The 20,147-nt window shown below is 36.7% G+C and carries 17 protein-coding genes and 1 tRNA gene; 10 read left to right on the top strand and 8 right to left on the bottom strand.

Translation table 11 applies throughout. From position 1 onward, the window contains the following. The first annotated feature begins 400 nt into the window (after nt 1-400). The 5 genes from UXI14_RS02355 (at nt 401) to UXI14_RS02335 (ending at nt 2,976) form a co-directional block, all read left to right on the top strand. Nucleotides 401-568: a hypothetical protein gene (locus UXI14_RS02355; RefSeq protein WP_335964644.1), complete on the top strand. Its 168-nt coding sequence runs from the start codon at nt 401-403 to the stop codon at nt 566-568. A 140-nt stretch (nt 569-708) separates the two neighbouring features. Then, entirely contained in the window at nt 709-1,008 is a 300-nt protein-coding gene (locus UXI14_RS02350; protein ID WP_335964643.1) for a hypothetical protein, read from the top strand. A gap of 495 nt (nt 1,009-1,503) precedes the next feature. After that, nucleotides 1,504-1,746, top strand: coding sequence for a helix-turn-helix transcriptional regulator (locus tag UXI14_RS02345; protein ID WP_335964642.1), 243 nt, complete (start codon nt 1,504-1,506; stop codon nt 1,744-1,746). Further along, the gene (locus UXI14_RS02340) at nt 1,718-2,032 is read left to right on the top strand and encodes a HipA N-terminal domain-containing protein (protein ID WP_335964641.1); all 315 of its coding nucleotides are present in this window, start codon (nt 1,718-1,720) and stop codon (nt 2,030-2,032) included. The genes UXI14_RS02345 and UXI14_RS02340 overlap by 29 nt, the downstream gene beginning before the upstream one ends. Continuing rightward, nucleotides 2,029-2,976: a HipA domain-containing protein gene (locus tag UXI14_RS02335; protein WP_335964640.1), complete on the top strand. Its 948-nt coding sequence runs from the start codon at nt 2,029-2,031 to the stop codon at nt 2,974-2,976. The genes UXI14_RS02340 and UXI14_RS02335 overlap by 4 nt, the downstream gene beginning before the upstream one ends. A gap of 81 nt (nt 2,977-3,057) precedes the next feature. On the opposite strand, the gene UXI14_RS02330 is transcribed toward UXI14_RS02335, so the two are convergent. Both UXI14_RS02330 and UXI14_RS02325 read right to left on the bottom strand, forming a co-directional pair. Continuing rightward, nucleotides 3,058-3,381, bottom strand: a complete 324-nt coding sequence (locus UXI14_RS02330) for a MarR family transcriptional regulator (protein WP_335964639.1) — start codon at nt 3,379-3,381, stop codon at nt 3,058-3,060. A gap of 417 nt (nt 3,382-3,798) precedes the next feature. Beyond that, nucleotides 3,799-3,870: transfer RNA gene (locus tag UXI14_RS02325), tRNA-Arg, on the bottom strand. Between the two features lie 299 nt (nt 3,871-4,169). On the opposite strand from UXI14_RS02325, the gene rocD reads away from it, so the two are divergent. Continuing rightward, complete coding sequence (rocD, locus tag UXI14_RS02320) at nt 4,170-5,414, top strand: ornithine--oxo-acid transaminase (protein ID WP_335964638.1); 1,245 nt, start codon at nt 4,170-4,172, stop codon at nt 5,412-5,414. Nucleotides 5,415-5,493: 79 nt separating this feature from the next. Here rocD and UXI14_RS02315 read toward each other — a convergent pair whose 3' ends face one another. The 4 genes from UXI14_RS02315 to UXI14_RS02300 all read right to left on the bottom strand — a co-directional run bounded on the left by UXI14_RS02315 (nt 5,494) and on the right by UXI14_RS02300 (nt 10,138). Then, nucleotides 5,494-5,790, bottom strand: a complete 297-nt coding sequence (locus UXI14_RS02315; protein ID WP_335964637.1) for a hypothetical protein — start codon at nt 5,788-5,790, stop codon at nt 5,494-5,496. Nucleotides 5,791-6,259: 469 nt separating this feature from the next. Next, a complete protein-coding gene (locus tag UXI14_RS02310) occupies nt 6,260-6,559 on the bottom strand; it encodes a hypothetical protein (protein ID WP_335964636.1) in 300 nt (99 codons plus the stop codon). A gap of 206 nt (nt 6,560-6,765) precedes the next feature. Continuing rightward, complete coding sequence (locus tag UXI14_RS02305; protein WP_335964635.1) at nt 6,766-7,692, bottom strand: DUF6807 family protein; 927 nt, start codon at nt 7,690-7,692, stop codon at nt 6,766-6,768. 10 nt (nt 7,693-7,702) lie between these two features. Then, the gene (locus tag UXI14_RS02300; RefSeq protein WP_335964634.1) at nt 7,703-10,138 is read right to left on the bottom strand and encodes a M14 family metallopeptidase; all 2,436 of its coding nucleotides are present in this window, start codon (nt 10,136-10,138) and stop codon (nt 7,703-7,705) included. Between the two features lie 305 nt (nt 10,139-10,443). On the opposite strand from UXI14_RS02300, the gene bshC reads away from it, so the two are divergent. After that, a complete protein-coding gene (bshC, locus tag UXI14_RS02295) occupies nt 10,444-12,057 on the top strand; it encodes a bacillithiol biosynthesis cysteine-adding enzyme BshC (RefSeq protein ID WP_335964633.1) in 1,614 nt (537 codons plus the stop codon). A gap of 653 nt (nt 12,058-12,710) precedes the next feature. Here bshC and UXI14_RS02290 read toward each other — a convergent pair. Continuing rightward, on the bottom strand, nt 12,711-15,158 hold the full coding sequence (locus UXI14_RS02290; RefSeq protein ID WP_335964631.1) for a ribonuclease HII: 2,448 nt from the start codon (nt 15,156-15,158) through the stop codon (nt 12,711-12,713). Nucleotides 15,159-15,606: 448 nt separating this feature from the next. Beyond that, nucleotides 15,607-16,203, bottom strand: a complete 597-nt coding sequence (locus UXI14_RS02285; protein WP_335964630.1) for a ribonuclease HII — start codon at nt 16,201-16,203, stop codon at nt 15,607-15,609. A 363-nt stretch (nt 16,204-16,566) separates the two neighbouring features. Here UXI14_RS02285 and UXI14_RS02280 point away from each other — a divergent pair, with 363 nt between their 5' ends. From UXI14_RS02280 to UXI14_RS02270, 3 genes are all read left to right on the top strand, one after another. Next, a complete protein-coding gene (locus UXI14_RS02280) occupies nt 16,567-18,546 on the top strand; it encodes a putative porin (protein ID WP_335964629.1) in 1,980 nt (659 codons plus the stop codon). 60 nt (nt 18,547-18,606) lie between these two features. Continuing rightward, nucleotides 18,607-19,692, top strand: coding sequence for an aminotransferase class V-fold PLP-dependent enzyme (locus tag UXI14_RS02275; RefSeq protein WP_335964628.1), 1,086 nt, complete (start codon nt 18,607-18,609; stop codon nt 19,690-19,692). A 156-nt stretch (nt 19,693-19,848) separates the two neighbouring features. Beyond that, nucleotides 19,849-20,145 carry an isoamylase early set domain-containing protein gene (locus UXI14_RS02270; RefSeq protein WP_277898216.1) on the top strand — a complete coding sequence of 99 codons (297 nt, stop codon included), beginning with the start codon at nt 19,849-19,851 and terminating at the stop codon, nt 20,143-20,145. The last annotated feature ends 2 nt before the right edge of the window (nt 20,146-20,147 follow it).

Here is a 20,147-nt window from a genome sequence, read left to right as displayed (position 1 = left end):
CTTTACATAACGAATCTTCAATTCTTGTTTACGCATTAAAAGCGGTAGTTTTTCTACTCATCGCTATTTTATCATGGGTATTTATCTCGGCAATGTTTAGTTTTGTTGGAATACTCGGGTAAACAACGATAATTTTTATTGGTAAATTAAAGATTTAGAGCATTTAAAGGTTCTTTTAGATGTTCCGAATCTTTTTGTGTTTTGTAAAGTAGCCCTGATCGAGAAAAATTCGAACTTATTTTTAGAAGATTTGGCTCGTTTAGCAAAATTAATAGTATAAAATTGAGACTCTCTTACTAGGAGAAAGGGGAGAATAATCATTGGGTGTTTTGTGATTAAATTCTTATCTTTTTAATGTCTATTCCTGTATTAAGGTTTATTGATGTATAAATCTAAAAACATGAAAAAAATTACTATAAAACAAGCACAAAAGTTACTTAAAGAAGATGGGGTTATACTTAATGAAGAACAAACCCAATCTGTTTTAGACTTTTTATACGACATGGCGGAAATAGTTGTTGATCAATATTTAAATACAGATGATTCAAAGATGTCAGCAAAAAAATAGAATGATTTGAATCCTATCCTGTCGGTTTTAATGGTAAGCCTTCGTCAAAAGATAAAATTATCCTACATTTTCAAAATGAAAATGACGAACAGACACCAGAAATAGAGGTTAAAGTTTGCGGGATAACAATACCTGCTTATTTGGATACTGGAAGTCAGGGATCAATAGAATTGTCAGAAAAAACATTTACATCTTTAAAGCAAGGGAATTGTATAAATGAAATTAAAGGTTTTCATTATGGTAAAAAGGATCACTCAGCTACTATAGTTCAGTTACAGGATATTTCAATTCAGGAAAAAAGTTTTGGTAAGCAGGATAATTTATATTTAGAATCGAACAAAGGGAATGATGAAATATCATTGGGTTACACTTTTCTTAGAAATTATATTTCTACATGGAATTTTAAAAAGAAAACCATTGAATTAATTGAAGAAGAATAAAAAATAGACACTTTCTCTAAAGCGCGAATTTTAATGATTGGGTCTAAGTTGATTCTCTTTTCTTCTAGTGAAGGAAGCACAAAATAACTATTAACTACAATGCCATCAAAGAATTATACAATGTTCGGTGTTGCTTATAAATTTAGGTTTGCTTTCCTAAAATGCGAGTAATGATTTTTCTCTAAGGATAGAAGAATCAAGTATAATCAATATTAAAAATCATGAAAATAAAAAACATATCATCTTTAGTCATAACCTTCTTACTTTTGATACCGGGAATAATAAATGCGAAAACGATGACAAATCCATATAAAATATCAAATTAAACTTTGGCAAAATCCCCGAAATTTGCCATAAATTAATACTACCCTAATTGATGTTTAAAATATTTTTTACACCCGTTTAGGTATAAAGCTGTGTTTTTAAATATAATTTATACCCAAACAGGTATAAATTCATATAAGTTTATTATATTGTACCCGTAAAGGTATAACCATGCAAAAGTGGGACAGAAATAATGAGATAGCAAGCTTTGTACGCAACAGGCGCAAAAAATCAAACCTCACCCAAATAGAGTTAGCAGATATCACGGGTGTAGGAGTTCGTTTTGTACGCGAATTAGAACAAGGAAAGCCTAATTTAATGACCGATAAGATAAATCAGATACTGTTATTTTTTGGCCACACATTAACACCAACACCTATAAGTTATGAGACAAGGAGAAATTTGGGTGAATAATCAACTGGCAGGCATTTTAACCGAAGATGATAATGGGTATCACTTTAGTTATCAAGAAAAGTATTTAGAACAGGACAATGCAATAGCAGTGTCTTTAACCTTGCCATTACAAAAAGAACCATTTCATTCCGAAAATCTATTCCCTTTTTTTGACGGTCTAATCCCGGAAGGGTGGCTGTTGGATATAGCGCATAAAAATTGGAAAATAAATCCCCGGGACCGTATGGGGTTGTTATTGACGACCTGTAGGGATTGTATTGGTAATATTAGTGTGATAAGCAAATGAATTATTGTTTAGCCTGTAATAAAGAGGTGAAAGGTGAGGCCAAATATCACGAGAGTTGCCTTAAAGCATTTTGGCAAGAAGAGACGCCTGTGTTGGAGTTAGACTATGAGCTATCTAAAATAGAAGAGTTGGCCAAAGAAAATATAGCACAGCGTGTCATTGTAACAGGAGTACAACCGAAATTATCATTAGGCTTTGCCCAAGAGAAAGAGAAGAGTCGACTAACTATTGTTGGTGCATTAAATGGAAGATATATTCTAAAACCACCTTTTGACTTGTATCCTCAAATGCCAGAAATAGAGGCATTGTCAATGCTGTTGGCACAAGCTTGTGGTGTTGCTACAGTACCTTTTCTACTAATTCCTATGAAAAGTGGTGAGTTAGCCTATTTAACAAGACGAATAGACCGCACTGCAAAAGATGAAAAATATCCCATGGAAGATGCTTGTCAGTTTACAGAACGATTAACAGAACATAAATACCGTGGGTCGCATGAACAGATAGCGAAAGGAATAATAACTTATGCACAAAACCCGCTATTAGAAGTAGTAAAGTTTTACCAACAGGTAATCATATCATTTCTTATTGGGAATAGTGATATGCATTTAAAAAACTTTTCATTAATAGCTTTTAAAGATAACCAATATCAACTGGCACCCGCCTACGATATGGTAGCAGTAAAATTATTAATTCCGGAAGACCCTGAAGAACTGGCACTAAATTTCAACGGTAAAAAAAGAAAGTTAAAGCGAAAAGATTTCAACGAAGCTATGACTAAAGCACACATCCCGGAAAAAGCGATTGAAAATCTTTGGAACAGGGTAGAAAAAGGCATTCAAAATTGGCCCGATTTAATACAAAGCAGCTTTTTAACGGAAAAACAAAAAATGGCTTTTTTACAACTAATTAAAAGCAGAGCAAATCAACTTGTTTTAAAATTTTAGCTAATATACTGGCTGCTTAATCACCAATGGGGGGTCTTTAAAATTACTTGATAATGAATAGGTTATTTATAAATGGAAAATTTATGACCCCATTACTTTTATGGAGTGGAAAACATACGCAGTTCCCTTACCAGTTGTTCCTTTTCTTTCAATGAACTTTTTATCCATTAGTTCCTGTAAATCACGGGTGGCAGTACTTTTTGATATATTCTCAAGTTGTTGATATTCTGCATTACTTATAGAACCATGCTCCTTAATATATAATAGAGCATTGACTTGCCTTGTGGGAAGGTTTTGTTTTTTTAAGTAATCTTCTGTATAAATATCCTTTGGAAAAATAACACTTACCCCCACCTTGGTCTTCCTCAATAATCGGTTCAGGCAATCCTGCCTCTTTGCAGGCATCAATGATTTTATTTATCCCTCGCCCCCAGGATTCGATATAACCAGCTTTAAAAAGGCATTAGCAATATTTCGATTTCGGGGATAGGACGCTTAGAGGCACAATTGGCAGAACAGACCAGTAGCTCATCGGCAATTAGTATAGACAAAATGCTAGACAAAGCCATTAACTCATTGATAAAGATATATTTAATGTATAATAAAGGTACTGTAGAAGAGAAGAGAACTATAATGAGTTCGATATATCCCGAAAAAATCAGTTTTGACGGATTAAATTATCGAACTTTTCGAATCAATTCAGTTGCTGAATGTGTTTAAATCCCACAAGTTTATGACTTGATCCGTATTTATCAGATAAACAACAACTTACGGAAATAAAAAAACCGGAAAAGTGGAGATTTTTCCCCTTTTCCGGTGAAGTAGCCCCGCCAGGACTCGAACCTGGATCTAAAGTTTAGGAAACTTCTATTCTATCCCTTGAACTACGGGGCTAAAAGAACTGCAAAAATAAGATAAAAATGCAAACCCAAAAATTTTATTGGTGTTGGTTTGCCATGCCTTTTTATAATCGATTGTTTTTACTTTGCGTCAGCGATAGTAGCCGCATCCCCAGACGACACTATGTGCGCCTGGGATATAGCGGATAGCGCGGTCCCGACGTTTACAGTCGGGGAAACGCCCATAAAACTTTACGGACACTAAAAAATTTTGTAATTTGCGGCCACTGCATGGATGATTTCTCTCCGTAAGAAGGAATTGTATAGTTTCACGATTAAAATTTCGATTTCAGAATGGCAGTTTTGGAAAAATTAACTTCAGATGATGCAATAGCATTAGAGAACAAGTATGGCGCACATAATTATCATCCGCTTCCCGTAGTGTTGAGTAAGGGGGAAGGTGTGTTTATGTGGGATGCAGAAGGAAAAAAGTATTACGATTTCTTGTCGGCTTACTCGGCCGTAAACCAAGGGCATTGCCACCCGCGCATTATAAACGCAATGATGGAACAGGCAAAAACGCTTACATTGACATCGCGTGCCTTTTACAATGATATGTTGGGAAGGTTTGAGCAGTTTGCTACATCGTATTTTGGTTTTGATAAGCTTTTACCAATGAACACGGGTGCAGAGGCTGTTGAAACGGCCATAAAAATCTGTAGGAAATGGGCTTATGAAAAAAAAGGCATCAAGGAACAGGAAGCGCAGATAATTGTTTGTGAAAATAATTTTCACGGCCGTACAACGACCATTATCTCTTTTTCGAATGATGAAGACGCAAGGAAAAATTTTGGACCCTATACGCCCGGGTTTATTAAAATTCCTTACGACAATACCGAGGCTTTGGAAAAAGCCCTGAAAGAAAATAAAAATATAGCAGGTTTTCTGGTTGAGCCAATTCAAGGCGAAGCAGGGGTATATGTCCCAACGGAAGGTTATTTAAAAAAGGCTAGGGCATTGTGCAAGGAGCATGGCGTATTGTTTATTGCAGACGAGATACAAACGGGAATTGCCCGCACGGGAAAATTATTGGCAGTGGACCACGAAAATGTAAAGCCCGATATGCTTATTTTGGGCAAGGCCATAAGCGGTGGTGCATATCCGGTAAGTGCGGTATTGGCCAATACCGATATTATGGAAGTAATTAAGCCCGGACAACATGGAAGTACTTTTGGCGGAAATCCGGTGGCCGCAGCAGTGGCCATGGAGGCACTCAAGGTTGTAAAAGATGAAAAGCTTGCCGAAAATGCAGAAAAATTGGGGCAATTATTCCGTAGCGAACTCAATAAATATATAGAGACGAGCACTATTGTAAAATTGGTCCGCGGAAAAGGTTTGTTGAACGCGATTGTAATTAACGACAGCGAAGACAGCTCGACCGCATGGGACATTTGCCTGGCATTAAAAGAAAATGGTTTGTTGGCCAAACCTACTCATGGCAATATTATACGTTTTGCACCGCCTTTGGTAATGAACGAAGAACAATTGAACGATTGTGTTGCCATAATTACCAAAACTTTAAAAGGTTTTGAACAATAGATAAATAAATTTGAACACATAAAAAAGCCTTCCCGGATTTGCCCGGGAAGGCTTTTTAATTACTACCTAAAACGTATTATTATTGTTCGATCCATTCACCGTTCTCATTGGCAAATAGCGTTCCTGTTTGCTCGCCCATTTGCACTTCTATTTTATAGGTGTTCTCCTCGTTCACATATGCTTTTGTAATTTGAGCTTCAGGATAATCGGCTTGAAGCGCTTCTTGTACTGCTTGAGGAACTTCAGCTACCGCTATTTCCTTATAATCGTCTTGTAACGTTGCTACTTTTATGTCGTTGTTAGCAACAGCAGGAGTTGCTGCAAATGCTGTTAAACTACCTAATGCCATTGCTACTACTAATACTATCTTTTTCATGATCTTAAAATTTTATGATTAAACTTTGTTTCTATATTTATTTGTTATGTATAGTGCTATTTCTGTACCATTTCTTTTTTTAGAAAATGCTTACTTATAATGCATTGATATACAGTATTTTAAATTATTATAAGGAAAATGGAGTTTGTGGAACCATTGTGTAATTTATTGATTCACTGTGTAATGAATACACACTTTCGTTATGTTTTTATGCTGAAAATTGAAAGAAAATAAGAATTTTGTTAAGCAGGATATCTATTTTTTTGCTGAAGGATCCGGGTATTTTTTGAAGCATCGGCATTTTTTTGAATAAATACAAAGCCAGAAAAGGGAACTGATATAAAAATGACAAAATAAAAGACTGATAAAAAGAAAGCAAGAGATATTTATTGGTTATCGCAAATTATGCAAATAAAAAAAGCCTTTCCGGATGGCCCGGAAAGGCTTTTAAGGTATCACCTAAAACGGATTATTGTTGTTCAACCCATTCACCGCTTTCATTGGCAAACAGTGTTCCTGTTTGATCACCAACTTTTACTTCAATCTTATATGTGTTCTCTTCGTTCACATAAGCCTTGGTGATTTCGGCACCTGGGTAATCAGCTTGAAGTGCTTCTTGTACTGCTTGAGGAACTTCAGAAGCTGCAATTTCTTTATAATCGTCTTGTACTGTTGCTACTTTTGTATTGTTGTTTACAACGGCAGGTGCTGCTGCAAATGCTGTTAAACTACCTAATGCCATTGCTACTACTAAAACTACTTTTTTCATGATATTTAAATTTTACAATTAAACTTTGTATTCGTTATTTGTAGTGTATAGTGCTATTTTTGTACCATTGGCAATCAGGATATTAAAATTATACATAAATACCTGTAAATCAATAAAATATGTTTTAGCTGTTAAATAAACGATTGTGAAATTACTGTGTAATTGTGAAATTTATTGTGTAACGAATGCACACTTTTACGCAAAATTTAAAAATCGAGCAACTTGTTCAATGTAACTTGGTTGGGGTTTTCTTTATAGATAATAAGCCTGTATTTTAAAATAAGAGGCTTTCTGGTTGAAATTTTAATAGCTTTCCGTCCCGGAAAAGCAGCATTTTGCATGCTATTCTCCGATCTTAATATCCATTTATTGTTCGGTTCGGGGTTTTCTTTACCGGCAATTATAATGATACCCGACTTTTCTTTGTTGTTAAAACTGCCTTGAATGTTTATGTGCCTATTAGCCGTAACCGCTTGGTTTGTGGGAACAATATTGACATTGTTTGAATAAAACCCAACATCTTCGGGCAATTTTACCCGCGCCGAGAACCCGCCATAACCTTTTACATCTTTAGAGCCACCTATTTTTAAACTGTCAACCAAAGCCAGTAACGATATTTTAAAATCTATAATTCTGTAGCTAGCTGTGGCGGGCAATACCTTAATTTCGGTATTTTCATCTACAAAGGGCACTTCTTCCCCTTCCAAGGTATATAAAGGAGAGGTCCATTGGGTATGTATCTTTAATAAAATAGCATCGTTTGCATAATCTTTGGTTTGCACGTTCTTTACATCCCATTTAAAATTCTTACATTCCCAAGAATCCCCTATTTCTTTTTTGCCTATTAAAACTTGGTGCCAGGCCCAAAATATTCCCCGGTGGTGCAAATGGTCGTCGGGGAAGTCTTCGGTTAAAACATTTCCGTCCAGATCAAACAACGGATGGATATAATTGGCCCGTGGGTAATTACCGTTCAACGATTTCTCCTGGCTTTGAAAAAACAATACTTTTTTGCCCCCTTCTTTAAGCAGGATACCTTCGGGCGAAGCTTCATGGCTAAAATTTTGCCCAAAAGTAGTTGTGGCAGTTAGTATTGTTAAAAATAAAAGGTATTTTATAATTAGTTTCCTCATGGATATGTTTTTACTCAAGCATGAATAGGGCATTTACAAAAAATAATTTCCCGTTTTCCCAAAATCCCCTAAATAAAGGGTCGTCTACCATATACACAATCTTTCCGCGCCCCATGTCCTCACTTCCAAATACTAAACTGTTGTTTTGTAGCTTTTGAGCCTCACTTCCGGCAAAACCTGCCAAAGGTTTTTGGGTATCTTCAATATAAACGGCATTTTCACTTTCTAAAAACTCGTATGCATCGCCACTTAGCTTTAAGGTATAGTAAATATTGTTATATCCATATGCCAAAGGGTGCGTGGTATCTACTTTTGCTTTATAAATAGCGCCGGTAATGGTTTTTTTAATGTATTCGCGGGTACTTATGGCATAAGGCTCCGGTTTTTGTATACTATCGTTCTTTTTTCCATCTTTTTCAACAATCGAGAAATCATCATCGTTTTCCAATACACTAATGCTGTTTCCCATGGCAATTAGCTTACCGCCTGCACGGATCCAGTCTTTTATGCTTTTTAACCGGTAATCTTCCAGGTTATGAAGCTGCGGAAGTATCAAAATATCATATTCAGCTAAATCAACACGATCAAAATACGCATCGTCGAGAACAGTGACGGGATAGTGCAATTGTTGCTCAAAAAAGTGCCAGACTTCCCCAAAATTCAGTGTAGAAACACTGCCGCCCGATAATGCCGCTATTTTTGGACTTTTTATCATTTTTACGGCATCCGATCCAAAATCTTTTCCGCTATCTACAAAACCGCTCGTTGCGGGGGTAAGTTCTTTATGATATTTGTTTACGGCATCGTTTAAAATAGAAACATAATCTTTTTTATGTGCGTTATCTCCTTTTAGTATTATCAAACTTCCTCTGTTAAAGGTTTTTCCGTTAATCTCAAAAGGTTCTTCGGCAACCCTAACGTTAATTTTGTTTTTAAGCAGAGCCGTAAGAAAACGTGCATCGTCCATACTGTTCCAGTCCGTAACATAGCCATAGGTAGCGTTGTTAATCGACGTAATGGTGTATGCAGGGGCATTGGTATTTGTATTTACAATATTTCCCGTTGCAATGGCGTCCAATCCATATGCATAGGGCAGGGACCAGGCGGTAATGTCGTATGTAAGGGAATCGCTAAGTTTCGTCTGCGGTTCAAACAAAACTTTTACCAAAGTAGCTTTAGGTTGGTTGGTACTTACCACTAATTTGGTGTTATTTTCTGATAAATCCTCATTTTTTTGGTCTTTATAATTAAATCCGCGCAACTTTCCGGTGGTAAAGCCATATTTAATGGAATGTACGTCCAACAAATGGGTAAGCGCACCTATTTTATCCTTATCTCCCGACAGCACATAGCTGTTGTACTCAAAATCCCTATGCCCATAAAATTTACCAAACTCATCGTTAAGAGCCTTTACATTATTTGCGGCCATTTCTATGGTAGAAAGCCCTGTGGTATAATGGTGAGCAATCCTGTCCTTTAAAGTCAGCGTATCTTTATTGGCCGTAATAACACCCAGTCCCGCGCGGCCACTGCCCCCCTGTTCGTAGGTCATACCTATAGAACCGTTGTAAATAGGGTACGTATCCCCATAACTTGGGTACAGCAAATCAAAAACCTCCTTGGTAAAGTACAGCCACCCTTCTTTATCAAAATATTTGGCATGGTTTTTACCAATGGCCGTTTGAAAGTCTTTTTGCCAATCTGTAATAACTTCATGCATGGGTTCTGCGGCGGGCGCAAAATAATAGGGGTTATTAATGCCCTGTTCATGAAAATCTACATGAATATGCGGCAACCACTCGTTATAAAGTTTCACGCGCTGCTTACTTTCCTTTTGTGTAACCCATGCCCAGTCTCGGTTAAGGTCGAACATATAATGGTTGGGCCGCCCGGACAACCACCCTTCATGGTGTTCCTTCGAGTTTATATCTACATTATTTGGCGTGTTTTTAAAGCTATTGTACCAATTTACATAGCGGTCGCGCCCATCGGGGTTTATACAAGGATCAAAAACCACAATGGTATTGGCCAGCCAATCTTTTTTTACCGTAAGCACTTCATAAATGGTCTGCATGGAAGCCTCGGTACTCACACTTTCGTTACCATGCACATTATAGCTCAGCCAAACAATGGCTTTCCCGGGAGACGTACCATTTTCAATGGCCTGCATATGTTCTTTTTGTATTGCCTCAAGATTATGTATGTTTTCGTCCGAAGAAACAAAGGCCACGAGCAATTCCCTGCCTTCATAGGTCGTTCCATATGGTTTTAGCTTCATCATCTGTGGAAACTGTTCGGCCAGGTACTCATAATAAGCAATTACCTGGTGGTGCCTTGAAAAATGCGTCCCGAGCTCATAGCCAAGAAATTCCGAAGGCGATTTTACATTTTGCGCAACGCAAATAACAGTAAATAAAAGCGCAAAGAACAAAAGTTTATATCTCATAGATTATTATTGGGTTGGTTTGTCTAAACTACTAATATAATGCATTGCGCTACATCTTAACTAATTTTTAGCAGCTAAAAGCCCAAAGAATTTTATATTTACTTTTTTTATAATGGCGCTCCACAAAAATTATGATTTCCATAATTTTGTGGCGGGCTTTTCGCTGTATCTGTTTTGCATTTTTAATGCAGTTTAACAAAAAAATGTAGTTAACCATTAAGTTTTTGGTTTAATCCCGACCTATTAGCCATGCAAAACAGGATGCCGTTGCAATCCCTAGCGCGTTTACAGATTTAAACACAACTATGCCAACAAATTACATATCATTTCAAAAAACAGGATATTTTTCCAAGCTCATTTGCAATTATATAAGCCAGGAAGAAACGTTAAGGCCTTTTTACAACAGGTACCCAACGCTAGACAACTTCAAGGGTCAGATAGAAGAAAAGAAAAGCAGTTTCCCCTGTAAAAACCGTGAAATACTGGCATCGGTTTTAAAAAAACAATACAAAAACATACAGGTAACCACCGCCACGCTCGAACATATAGAGGCTTTAAAGAAAAATAATGCATTTACGGTAGTTACCGGGCATCAATTAAACTTGTTTAGCGGACCGTTGTATTTTCTTTATAAAATTGTTTCCACCATCAACCTCACCAAAAAATTAAACCAAACTTATCCCGCTTCGCACTTTGTGCCCGTGTATTGGATGGCGACCGAGGACCATGACTTCGAGGAAATCAATTATTTTAACTTCAACGGGAAAAAATTTCAATGGCAAGGGCCCAAGACCAGCGAAGAAGGGGGAGCCGTTGGTGAACTTCCCACAAAGGGGCTGGAACAGGTGCTAGAGCTCTTTAGTTTAGAGCTGGGCATGGGAAAAAATGCCGAACAGCTTAAAAAAATGTTCCAACAGGCTTACATCGGGCACGATAACCTTACCGATGCTACCCGTTTTTTGGCAAACGAGCTTTTTGGTGACCAAGGACTGGTAATTATAGATGGGGCAGAGAAAAAACTGAAAGAACTTTTTGTTCCCTACATAAAAAACGAACTTTTTAAACAAGATTCCCACCAAGAAGTATCAAAAACCATTAATGAGCTCAATAAAGTAGACCCATCATACAAAATACAGGTCAATCCAAGGGACATTAACCTTTTTTACCTCGCAAAAGGGCTCCGCGGCCGCATTGTGGAGGTAGATGGGCGCTATGCCGTACACGAGACCGATATTTCATGGAACAAGGACGAGCTGGAAGCACATATAGAGGCGCATCCAGAGCGTTTTTCGCCAAATGTGGTCACGCGTCCGCTGTACCAAGAAGTAATTCTGCCAAACCTATGTTATATAGGCGGCGGCGGCGAATTGGCATACTGGTTAGAACTTAAAAGTTTCTTTAAACAGGAAAAGGTGCCCTTCCCCATGTTGCTTTTGCGTAATTCTGTACTTATCATTACCAAAAAGCAGGCCGATAAGCTGGAAAAACTAAATATCTCCCTCGAACAACTGTTTTTAAAGAAACATTCTTTTATCAATAGAAAAGTTAGGGAAATTAGCAACATAGATATCAATTTCGACCCTCAAAAAGAACATTTGGTTGCACAGTTTCAAGAAATGTACCGCCTTGCCGAACTTACTGACAAATCTTTTCTGGGAGCGGTCAAGGCGCAGGAAGTAAAACAACTAAAAGGGCTCGAACATCTGGAGAAACGCTTGTTAAAGGCACAAAAACGAAAATTATCCGATCAGGTTTCCCGAATGACCGATATACAGAACGAATTGTTCCCAAATGAATCCCTGCAAGAGCGTACCGACAATTTTGCAAACCTATATCAGGCATATGGCCGCGTATTTATAAATTTACTGCTCTCAGAATTATATCCGTTAAGGCAAGATTTTATAGTGATTACCGTTTAGCGGAATTATTGAACAAAATTCAATCCTATTCTAAATTTTAAATGTTCATTTTTTTCATTGATGAAAAACGAACCAACCACGCCCGAACGTAACGCTCGGTATGGACGGGAAAAATCTAGACAGGCCAAAACAAACCTAAATATTTCAAAAACCTTCAAAATAATATGTCCATTGTACCACAGCGGTATTTTTCTATAACATTTTGGATGAAATTGACACAATTGTGAAAATAACTTCCCTTTAGGGGCCGTGTCTTGTTTTTATATGTTTTTTTAAAGAAAAATTCTTCATCCTTCAACAAAAAAACAAGTCAACCGATGCAAAAAATGAAAAAGTAGGACTTTCTATGAAGCATGCAGCACAAGTAAGTGCCAATGCTTCATCTTTTTTAGTTTTTATCCACACTTGGGCACCGATGTTCCATTTTTTTCAGCAATAGTAAGCACCTCGGCATACAAATGATATAGATATGAAGCGATAAACCACCAAAAAATAAAGAATATGCTTTTCAAGCTTAGAAATCCTATGTATTTGTCGCATTTGCCCGTCCCTGCATGGTTTTGAACACCTTGTAGGTTTTATAGGATACAAAAGCAGGCCTATAAGAACAAAAAAAGACCTTGCAGGAGTATTTTATAGCGTATTTGGTACGCTTAATTGATTTTGTAGCAGATAACCGAGTTTTTATCGCCCACGGTAATCATTTCCAGCTTTTTATCATTGTCCATATCGGCAAGATCCACAGCAGCATCCCCGTAAACAGGGAAATTTTCAATCATTTTGGCATTGCTGTCAAACAAATAAACCTTATGCGTTTGTTTATCGGTAACCGACACGTATATTTTATCGTAGATGTAAAATATTTTAGGTTGGGTATAGATGCCAAAGTCTAACGTAGCCTTATTTTCTTTGATGTTCAACATGTTTTCGGAAATCGTGGACAAGGTATGTGCAGTGGCATCGATTAAATGATTTTCCTTTAGATCGAGGGCAATTTTGTTAAGCCTTCCCTGCTGATCCACCTGGATTAGGTCGCCATTGGTATTGGTGGTGGTAAATTTTCCGTTGTAAAGGTATATTTCGTTCCCCGAAAAATCGATATTACCCTTCACACGCACCCGCACATCGCCGGTTCTGTGGAGAATGTCCAGTTTTCCGTCGTTTTCCTGTAAAACAATATAATCTTTGTTGCCAATACGTATGTGTTTAGGGCTATTTATAAGAGTATTGTTGGTTTCTTTTAAGGTAAACCCATTAACGGTTTCGGCATTGCGGTCGTACATTTTTATTTGCTTACCCATAACAATTAAAAACCGGTAATCTCTGTTGTTGCTATAATCAAAAACAGCCAAGGGCTGGGTAATGGTGCTGTTAAAGCTTAACGGGAACGGGGATACGTCCTCGCCATTCCTGTCTACCACCATGAACTTAGTTGCGGTGGTAAAGGCCAGTTGGAGCCGGCCGTTCCTGTACAGGTCAACTTGAGAGATATTGCCCCTTATTTTGCTGTCCAGTTTCTTTTTCCAGAGCACCTTACCATTGGTGGCGATAAGGTAAAGGTTGTTTTCGTTGTCCTGGACAACAATTTCCATTTTCTTGGTATAATGGTTTAAAACAAACTGAGGCTTGGAAACTATGTCGGCATCCAGTGTGGTGCTGTACAATTGGGTAACCAGATTTGAATTTACCGTAGATGTATTGGCCTTTTTAAGCAAAACATGGAAATGGGCAAAGTTTCCTTCGGAAATGTACTGAAACGCGGCATATTTATAATCTTTAAACGAAGTTTTGGCTATTCCGGTTATAAAATCGGGGTTTAAAATAGAGCCGCTGTCCTTAATTTTTTCAAGATTGGCAATGGCCAGGACCGAAGATTCATCGGCCAGTTCGCTCCTTAAATTGGTGTATGTGGAAACTTGCGCCAAGGTAGCGTTGTTTTGGAAATTTGAAATAATGCCTTCCAGAAGGGCACTGTTTTGTGCAAATACATAATAATCGCCAACCTTTGCAACATGGGCGGCCTTGATATGTTTGGCAATTTTGGTTAAATGCGTAACAAGTAAGTCGTCTGTGTTGAGCTCCCAAACGGTTTGGTCCCTGTACGTTGATTTTTGCTTGACAAATTGTTGTAGTTTATCTTCAAAATCGATGTTGTCGTTGTTTTTTACGGCGGCCACCTTAACTTGGTTAAGGCCTATTTCTACAAATTCTTCAATGTTTTTAAAAAGGGAATCTTTAGGCTGAACAGTCCTTAAGTTATATGGGTTTACAGCAGGATATGCAATAAAAAAACTGGCATTGAGCGGCACGATTTCGGCCGCATGCGAAGAAGCAGGGCTTTTGTGCTTAAAAAGGTTTAGTGTATTGGGAATAGAATCGCTGGAAGTGGCAATCCCGTTAAGCTTAATATAATCCTGTGCAATGCTGGCATCTACCGAGGTCCAATCGTTAAATTCCACCATATTGTTCGAAAGGTTTTTGGACAGGACGTTCTGGAACAGGTTTGCCGACTCTTTATGGTTGATAAAAATATTGGCCGCAATGTTGTTTTGAGCCACCTGATAAAGTTTTTCAAGGTTTTTGTCTGCCTTAAGGTTTCCAGTGTTCCGGATGAGGTTTTCAATAAGTAGCCGGGAAGAAGAACCGATAAAATAGTTGTTTACCGAAGTACTGAAAATTTGCTTTTCTCCTATGGAAAGTACTTTAATGGAAGCTCCTTCATACTTTATTTCTTCGACTTTCCGGTTAACGGTAGAATCTATGCTAAATAAATCGTTATGGTTTTTGCATATAAGCGTATAGTTGAACTCATTTTTCCCGATTTCGGTAAAGGTTAACAGCGAAGTTCCTTTTGGGGTAATGTATTTTAAAGCGTTCAATAAGCCGAAAGTGTTTTTATACGCGGGGGTATTTTTTAAAAGCTTGATAAAGTTGTTGTTGATCAACTCGCTTTTAAACGCTTGATAATCGTTAATCTTAATTACAACATTGGCATTTCTGGGAGTATAAGCAATAAGGCCGGAGGCTGGAGATACGGTTTCCTCTTTACAAGATTGAAATAAAACGATAGCCAAGCATGTAAATACAAAAAATCTTTTCATGAAAGGATAATTTTAGACAAAAATAGAATTTCGAACCCAACTTCTTGATATAAAACATTTTTTTCTGCTCCAACATATTTATTATGGTTTAAGAGTAATAAAAAAAATATTCCTCGTGTAAAAAAAATATTTCATTACTTAAAAAACATTCCTATTTATAAAATATTGTCAATACTGAAACCTGAGAAAGATATTACATGTGATATTTTAACTGTTAAGAAAAATATACTATGTTTCATATGCTAAAGCAAATTAATTTAATATGAGGACAAAGTTTACTTGGATGCTGACGCTATTTATGGCGTTGGTTGTACAATCCTCTTTTCCCAAGAGAAAACAATAATCGGGAATGTGACAGACCTAGACGGTGTGCCATTGCCTATAATAATATTGATTCACAGAATTAGTAAGTTATAAAAGGCCACCTTTTGGTGGTCTTTTTTAAATTCTAAAATTCCATTTTTAACTGTTCGGGTAACAGCCTGAAAGATTTTCGGTGGTATTTTGTAATGCCATATTTTTTAATGGCTTCGCGGTGCTCCATGGTTGGGTAGCCTTTGTTTTTTTTCCAATTGTACATAGGGTACTCTTCATGAATTTTTTCCATATATGCATCGCGGTAGGTTTTGGCCAGAATAGAAGCCGCTGCAATGCTTAAATATTTACTGTCCCCTTTTACAATACACTCAAACGGAACGTTTTTATAGGGTTTAAATTTATTACCGTCAACAATAATCTGTTCAATAGAAGCATTCAACATATCCAAGGCTTGATGCATACCAAGAATAGAAGCGTTTAAAATATTAATTTTGTCAATTTCCTCTGGGTAAATATGGGCAACCCCAAAATGAGAGGCCTTAGCTTCAATAAGTGGTTTTAGTAAGTTCCTTTTAATTTCGGTCAGTTGTTTAGAATCGTTTATAATGTTATTTTCAAACTCAATAGGCAAAATCACGGCCGCAGCCGTAACAGGCCCTGCCAAGCATCCTCTTCCAGCCTCGTCGGTACCGGCTTCTAATAGTAACTCGCTAAACGATTTAAGCATATAACTATATTATGGGTTTATACAAAAATATATAAATAAGACAGGAAACAATAAATGGGGGCATAAATCATTTTTAGTATTCAGTACGATAAATAAAAAGAGCATAATTTTCCAAATAGGTACAACATGTATATACATAAAATACCCTTTATCTTTTATTCCACAATTTCAAACTTTTAATTTCGTTCAAATAATATACCTTTGCCTTCAAACAGAAATATAAGGACAGGTGTTTTTTTTGCTTATAAAATAGTTGTCTCATAATTAAAGGGGGATATTTATTTTCAGCACGGAGGCACAATTATTGTAGTACTCCGATTTATAAATAAATTTATCATTAGTTGATTACTAAAATATAAACGTGTGAAATATTTTAATTTCTTGATTTTTTTTCTTGTACTCGGTCTATGTAAAACCAATGCCCAAGAAGTTGAAAACACAAAAGTTGTTAAGGATACAACACTTGTTATCTCTAAAGACGCAAAATCTAATAAAAAGAAAGATAAGGAGTTTCCCATAGAGGATTATAAAATTATCTCTTATCAAAGGGACACCACTACTTTTGATACCACTTTAACCATATACAAAGAATACAAATACAATTATTTGCGGAAAGACGATTTCGAGTTGTTGCCCTTTGCAAATGTTGGACAAACTTATAATATTTTGGGTGCCGAGACCACACAAAAAGGGTTTTACCCCCGAATGGGCGAAGAGGCCAAGTACAATAATTACATGGAAGTAGAAGACATCTCATATTACCGGGTGCCCACACCAACTACCGAATTGTTTTACAAAACTGTTATGGAACAAGGGCAGATCTTGGATGCCATGATTACGCTTAATACTTCTCCTAGGCTAAACATGTCTATTGCCTATAAAGGAATGCGCTCGCTGGGGAAATATCAGCACATACTTTCCAGTACCGGAAATTTTAGGTTTACCACCAATTACCAAACCAAAAATGGAAAATATCAATTAAGGGCACATTACGCTTCTCAGGACATTTTAAATGAAGAAAATGGTGGTTTGGCTGTTCCGGAACAATTTACATCGGGGGATGATGAGTTTATAGACCGTTCCAGGATTGATGTTAAATTTGACGATGCAGAGAATTTTTTGTTGGGAAAACGATATTTTTTAGATCATCAATATTATCTTTTTAAAGAACAAGATTCTCTTAAAAATTATGGGTTGGCAATTGGGCATCAGCTTAATTACGAAACAAAAACATACGAGTTCCGTCAAGATGCTGCAAACGCCTATTTTGGCGAGGCATACCAGACTGCTGACCTTAATGACAGGGCAAAGTTTAAATCTTTTAACAATCAACTTAATTTAAATTACCGAAGCAAGATTGCCGGGGATGTTACTTTTTTGGTTAATTTTTACAAGTACAATTACTATTTTAACAGTGTTGTGGTAACCCCAAATCAAACAATTACCAATCAGTTAAGAGATAACGAAATATCCGTGGGCGGTAAATGGAAAAAGCAAATAGGCGGTTTCTTCCTTAATGCCGATTTTACCCAGAATATTGTGGGCGATATGGGCGGAACGGTTTTAAATGCCCAAATGGGGTACCAACTTACCAATGATATAAGTGTGGACGCATCATTACATGCATCCTCAAGAATGCCAAACTATAATTTCTTATTATATCAAAGTGATTATAAAAATTATAATTGGCAGTATACAGATACGTTTGAAAAACAAAAAATAAGCACCCTTCAAGGAACTGCAACGCATAAAAAATGGGGAAGTTTGAGCGTAGCTTATACCATACGCGATAAATATGCCTACTTTGAAGAACAATTAATGGAGGGGGACTCTGTTTCGGTAGAAGACGATGTCCAACTTGTATCGCCAATGCAATTTGGTGGATCTATAAACTCCATGAAGGTTAAATTTAGCAATGACCTGCATTTTTTAAGGCGGTGGGGGCTTGCCAATACCATTATGTATCAAAATGTAAGTCAGAGTGAAAATATTATAAATGTGCCGGATATTGTAACCAGAAATACGTTGTATTATTCCAACCATTTATTTAAAAAAGCACTATACCTACAAGTGGGTGTTACGGCAAAATATTTTACGGAATATTATATGAACTCATATAGCCCCGTGCTTGGCGAACTGCTTATACAAGACCGTGAAGAAATTGGAGGTTTTCCGTTGTTTGACCTCTTTATCAATGCAAAAGTACGTCGGACCAGGATTTATTTAAAAGCCGAACATTTCAATACAATTTTTACCAGCGAATACAACTATTATAGTGCGCCAAACAATCCCTATCGGGATTTTATAGTCCGTTTTGGTGTGGTTTGGAATTTCTTTTCTTAAAAAATCAATTTTATTGACTAAGATATTTACCTTTAAGGTGATAAATTTTAGTGAGTAAAAATGACAATAGAACAATTTTCGAAAGGGTTTCCCGTAATCAACCAATATACCTATGTAAATACTGCTGCCTCTGGTTTAATGTACGAAAGTTTAATGGAATGGCGTCAGGAACACGATATAGATTTTTTAATCGGGGGGAGTAGGTTCAGGGAAAGCGCCGGAGAACAAATTGAAGATATCCGTGCACAGGTGGCCAGCTTTTTTAATGCTTCAAATCCGAATACCGTTTTAACACCCAATTTTTCATTTGCCCTGAAAACCTTTGTAAATGGAATCGATAAAAACCAAAATATACTTTTATTGGAAGACGATTATCCGTCGTTAAACTGGCCGTTTGTAAGTAGCGGATTTAAAAATGTTTCGTATGTAACGGTAAACCCAGACATGGAGGAAAATATACGGGAGGCCTTTAAAAAATTAAAACCCGATATTTTTGCCTTTAGTGTGGTGCAATACTTGAGCGGGATAAAAATCGATTTAAAATTTATCAAATCATTAAAAAAAGAATATCCAGAAGTACTCTTTATTGCCGATGGGACCCAATACAGTGGAATGTTCGATTTTTCATTTAAAGACTCTGGAATAGATATATATGGCGGTAGCGGTTATAAATGGCTTTTGAGCGGCTATGGAAATGGTTATATGCTGTTTGGCGATGCCATAAAAGATAAAATATATCCAAAGTCTTTTGAGTTCGAGCCCCAAAAAGAACCTTTTTTGCAGGGCGTAAATCATATAAGGGCGCATTTTGAACCCGGGCATTTAGATACTTTAAATTTTGGAAGCTTGGCCTTTTCACTGCAATTGTTCAATGAGGTTGGAATAGCAACCATAGAAAAACATACAAAAAGTATCTCGGCATATGCCATGCAAAAGTTTAAGGAACTCAACTTACTTACCGAAACGGTGGCCGGGCAAAAAGAACACTCGTCAATTTTTAATCTTCAAATTGATAAAAAGAAACAAGCGGCATTAAAATCTAGAAATGTTACATTTTCGCTACGCGGAAGTGGAGCCAGAGTAAGTTTTCATTTGTATAATACCAAAGCCGACATTGATAAAATAGCTAGCATACTTAAACATTAAGCTTCTTTTTCATCAGTTTTGATAGTTAAATTTTGCTAATTTCATTTTTTGGTTAAGGTAGTTTTAATAAAATGATAAATATTTGGTTGTTAGTTGTTTATGATGTTTTAAATTTATTCTTTTGAGGTAGGTTTAATCAATTAAAGCATAAAGGCAATGGCAATTTCAAAACAATACTTAAAATCAAGACCGGTTTGTAAAGTAACATTTACAGTACCTGCCGAAGAAGCAAATGAAGTAGTGGTAGTTGGCGATTTTAATCAATGGAATCCAGAAGAAGCATCACTAAAAAAATTGAAAAATGGGAATTTTAAAGGGACTTTTGAAATACCAAAAGATAGCACCTATGAATTTCGTTACATTATAGACGGTAATTATACCAATGAAATAGAAGCCGATGCTTTTCAATGGAATGATTATGCCGGGACTGAAAATGCTGTCTTGTTTGTTTAGCC

This window comes from Galbibacter sp. PAP.153 (genome assembly GCF_037029175.1).
Taxonomy (GTDB): Bacteria; Bacteroidota; Bacteroidia; order Flavobacteriales; family Flavobacteriaceae; genus Galbibacter; species Galbibacter pacificus.
Note: the sequence above shows the minus strand (reverse complement) of the source record. Positions and strands in the feature narration are given on the sequence as shown.

Excerpts from the sequence above, each read along its gene's own strand:
- UXI14_RS02345 (WP_335964642.1), top strand. The coding sequence starts at position 1,504 with ATGCAAAAGTGGGACAGAAATAATGAGATAGCAAGCTTTGTACGCAAC.
- UXI14_RS02285 (WP_335964630.1), bottom strand. The coding sequence starts at position 16,203 with ATGCTTAAATCGTTTAGCGAGTTACTATTAGAAGCCGGTACCGACGAG.
- bshC (WP_335964633.1), top strand. The coding sequence starts at position 10,444 with ATGCCAACAAATTACATATCATTTCAAAAAACAGGATATTTTTCCAAG.
- UXI14_RS02355 (WP_335964644.1), top strand. The coding sequence starts at position 401 with ATGAAAAAAATTACTATAAAACAAGCACAAAAGTTACTTAAAGAAGAT.
- UXI14_RS02300 (WP_335964634.1), bottom strand. The coding sequence starts at position 10,138 with ATGAGATATAAACTTTTGTTCTTTGCGCTTTTATTTACTGTTATTTGC.
- UXI14_RS02270 (WP_277898216.1), top strand. The coding sequence starts at position 19,849 with ATGGCAATTTCAAAACAATACTTAAAATCAAGACCGGTTTGTAAAGTA.
- UXI14_RS02275 (WP_335964628.1), top strand. The coding sequence starts at position 18,607 with ATGACAATAGAACAATTTTCGAAAGGGTTTCCCGTAATCAACCAATAT.
- UXI14_RS02315 (WP_335964637.1), bottom strand. The coding sequence starts at position 5,790 with ATGAAAAAGATAGTATTAGTAGTAGCAATGGCATTAGGTAGTTTAACA.
- rocD (WP_335964638.1), top strand. The coding sequence starts at position 4,170 with ATGGCAGTTTTGGAAAAATTAACTTCAGATGATGCAATAGCATTAGAG.
- UXI14_RS02330 (WP_335964639.1), bottom strand. The coding sequence starts at position 3,381 with ATGCCTGCAAAGAGGCAGGATTGCCTGAACCGATTATTGAGGAAGACC.
- UXI14_RS02290 (WP_335964631.1), bottom strand. The coding sequence starts at position 15,158 with ATGAAAAGATTTTTTGTATTTACATGCTTGGCTATCGTTTTATTTCAA.
- UXI14_RS02335 (WP_335964640.1), top strand. The coding sequence starts at position 2,029 with ATGAATTATTGTTTAGCCTGTAATAAAGAGGTGAAAGGTGAGGCCAAA.
- UXI14_RS02340 (WP_335964641.1), top strand. The coding sequence starts at position 1,718 with ATGAGACAAGGAGAAATTTGGGTGAATAATCAACTGGCAGGCATTTTA.
- UXI14_RS02310 (WP_335964636.1), bottom strand. The coding sequence starts at position 6,559 with ATGAAAAAAGTAGTTTTAGTAGTAGCAATGGCATTAGGTAGTTTAACA.
- UXI14_RS02305 (WP_335964635.1), bottom strand. The coding sequence starts at position 7,692 with ATGAGGAAACTAATTATAAAATACCTTTTATTTTTAACAATACTAACT.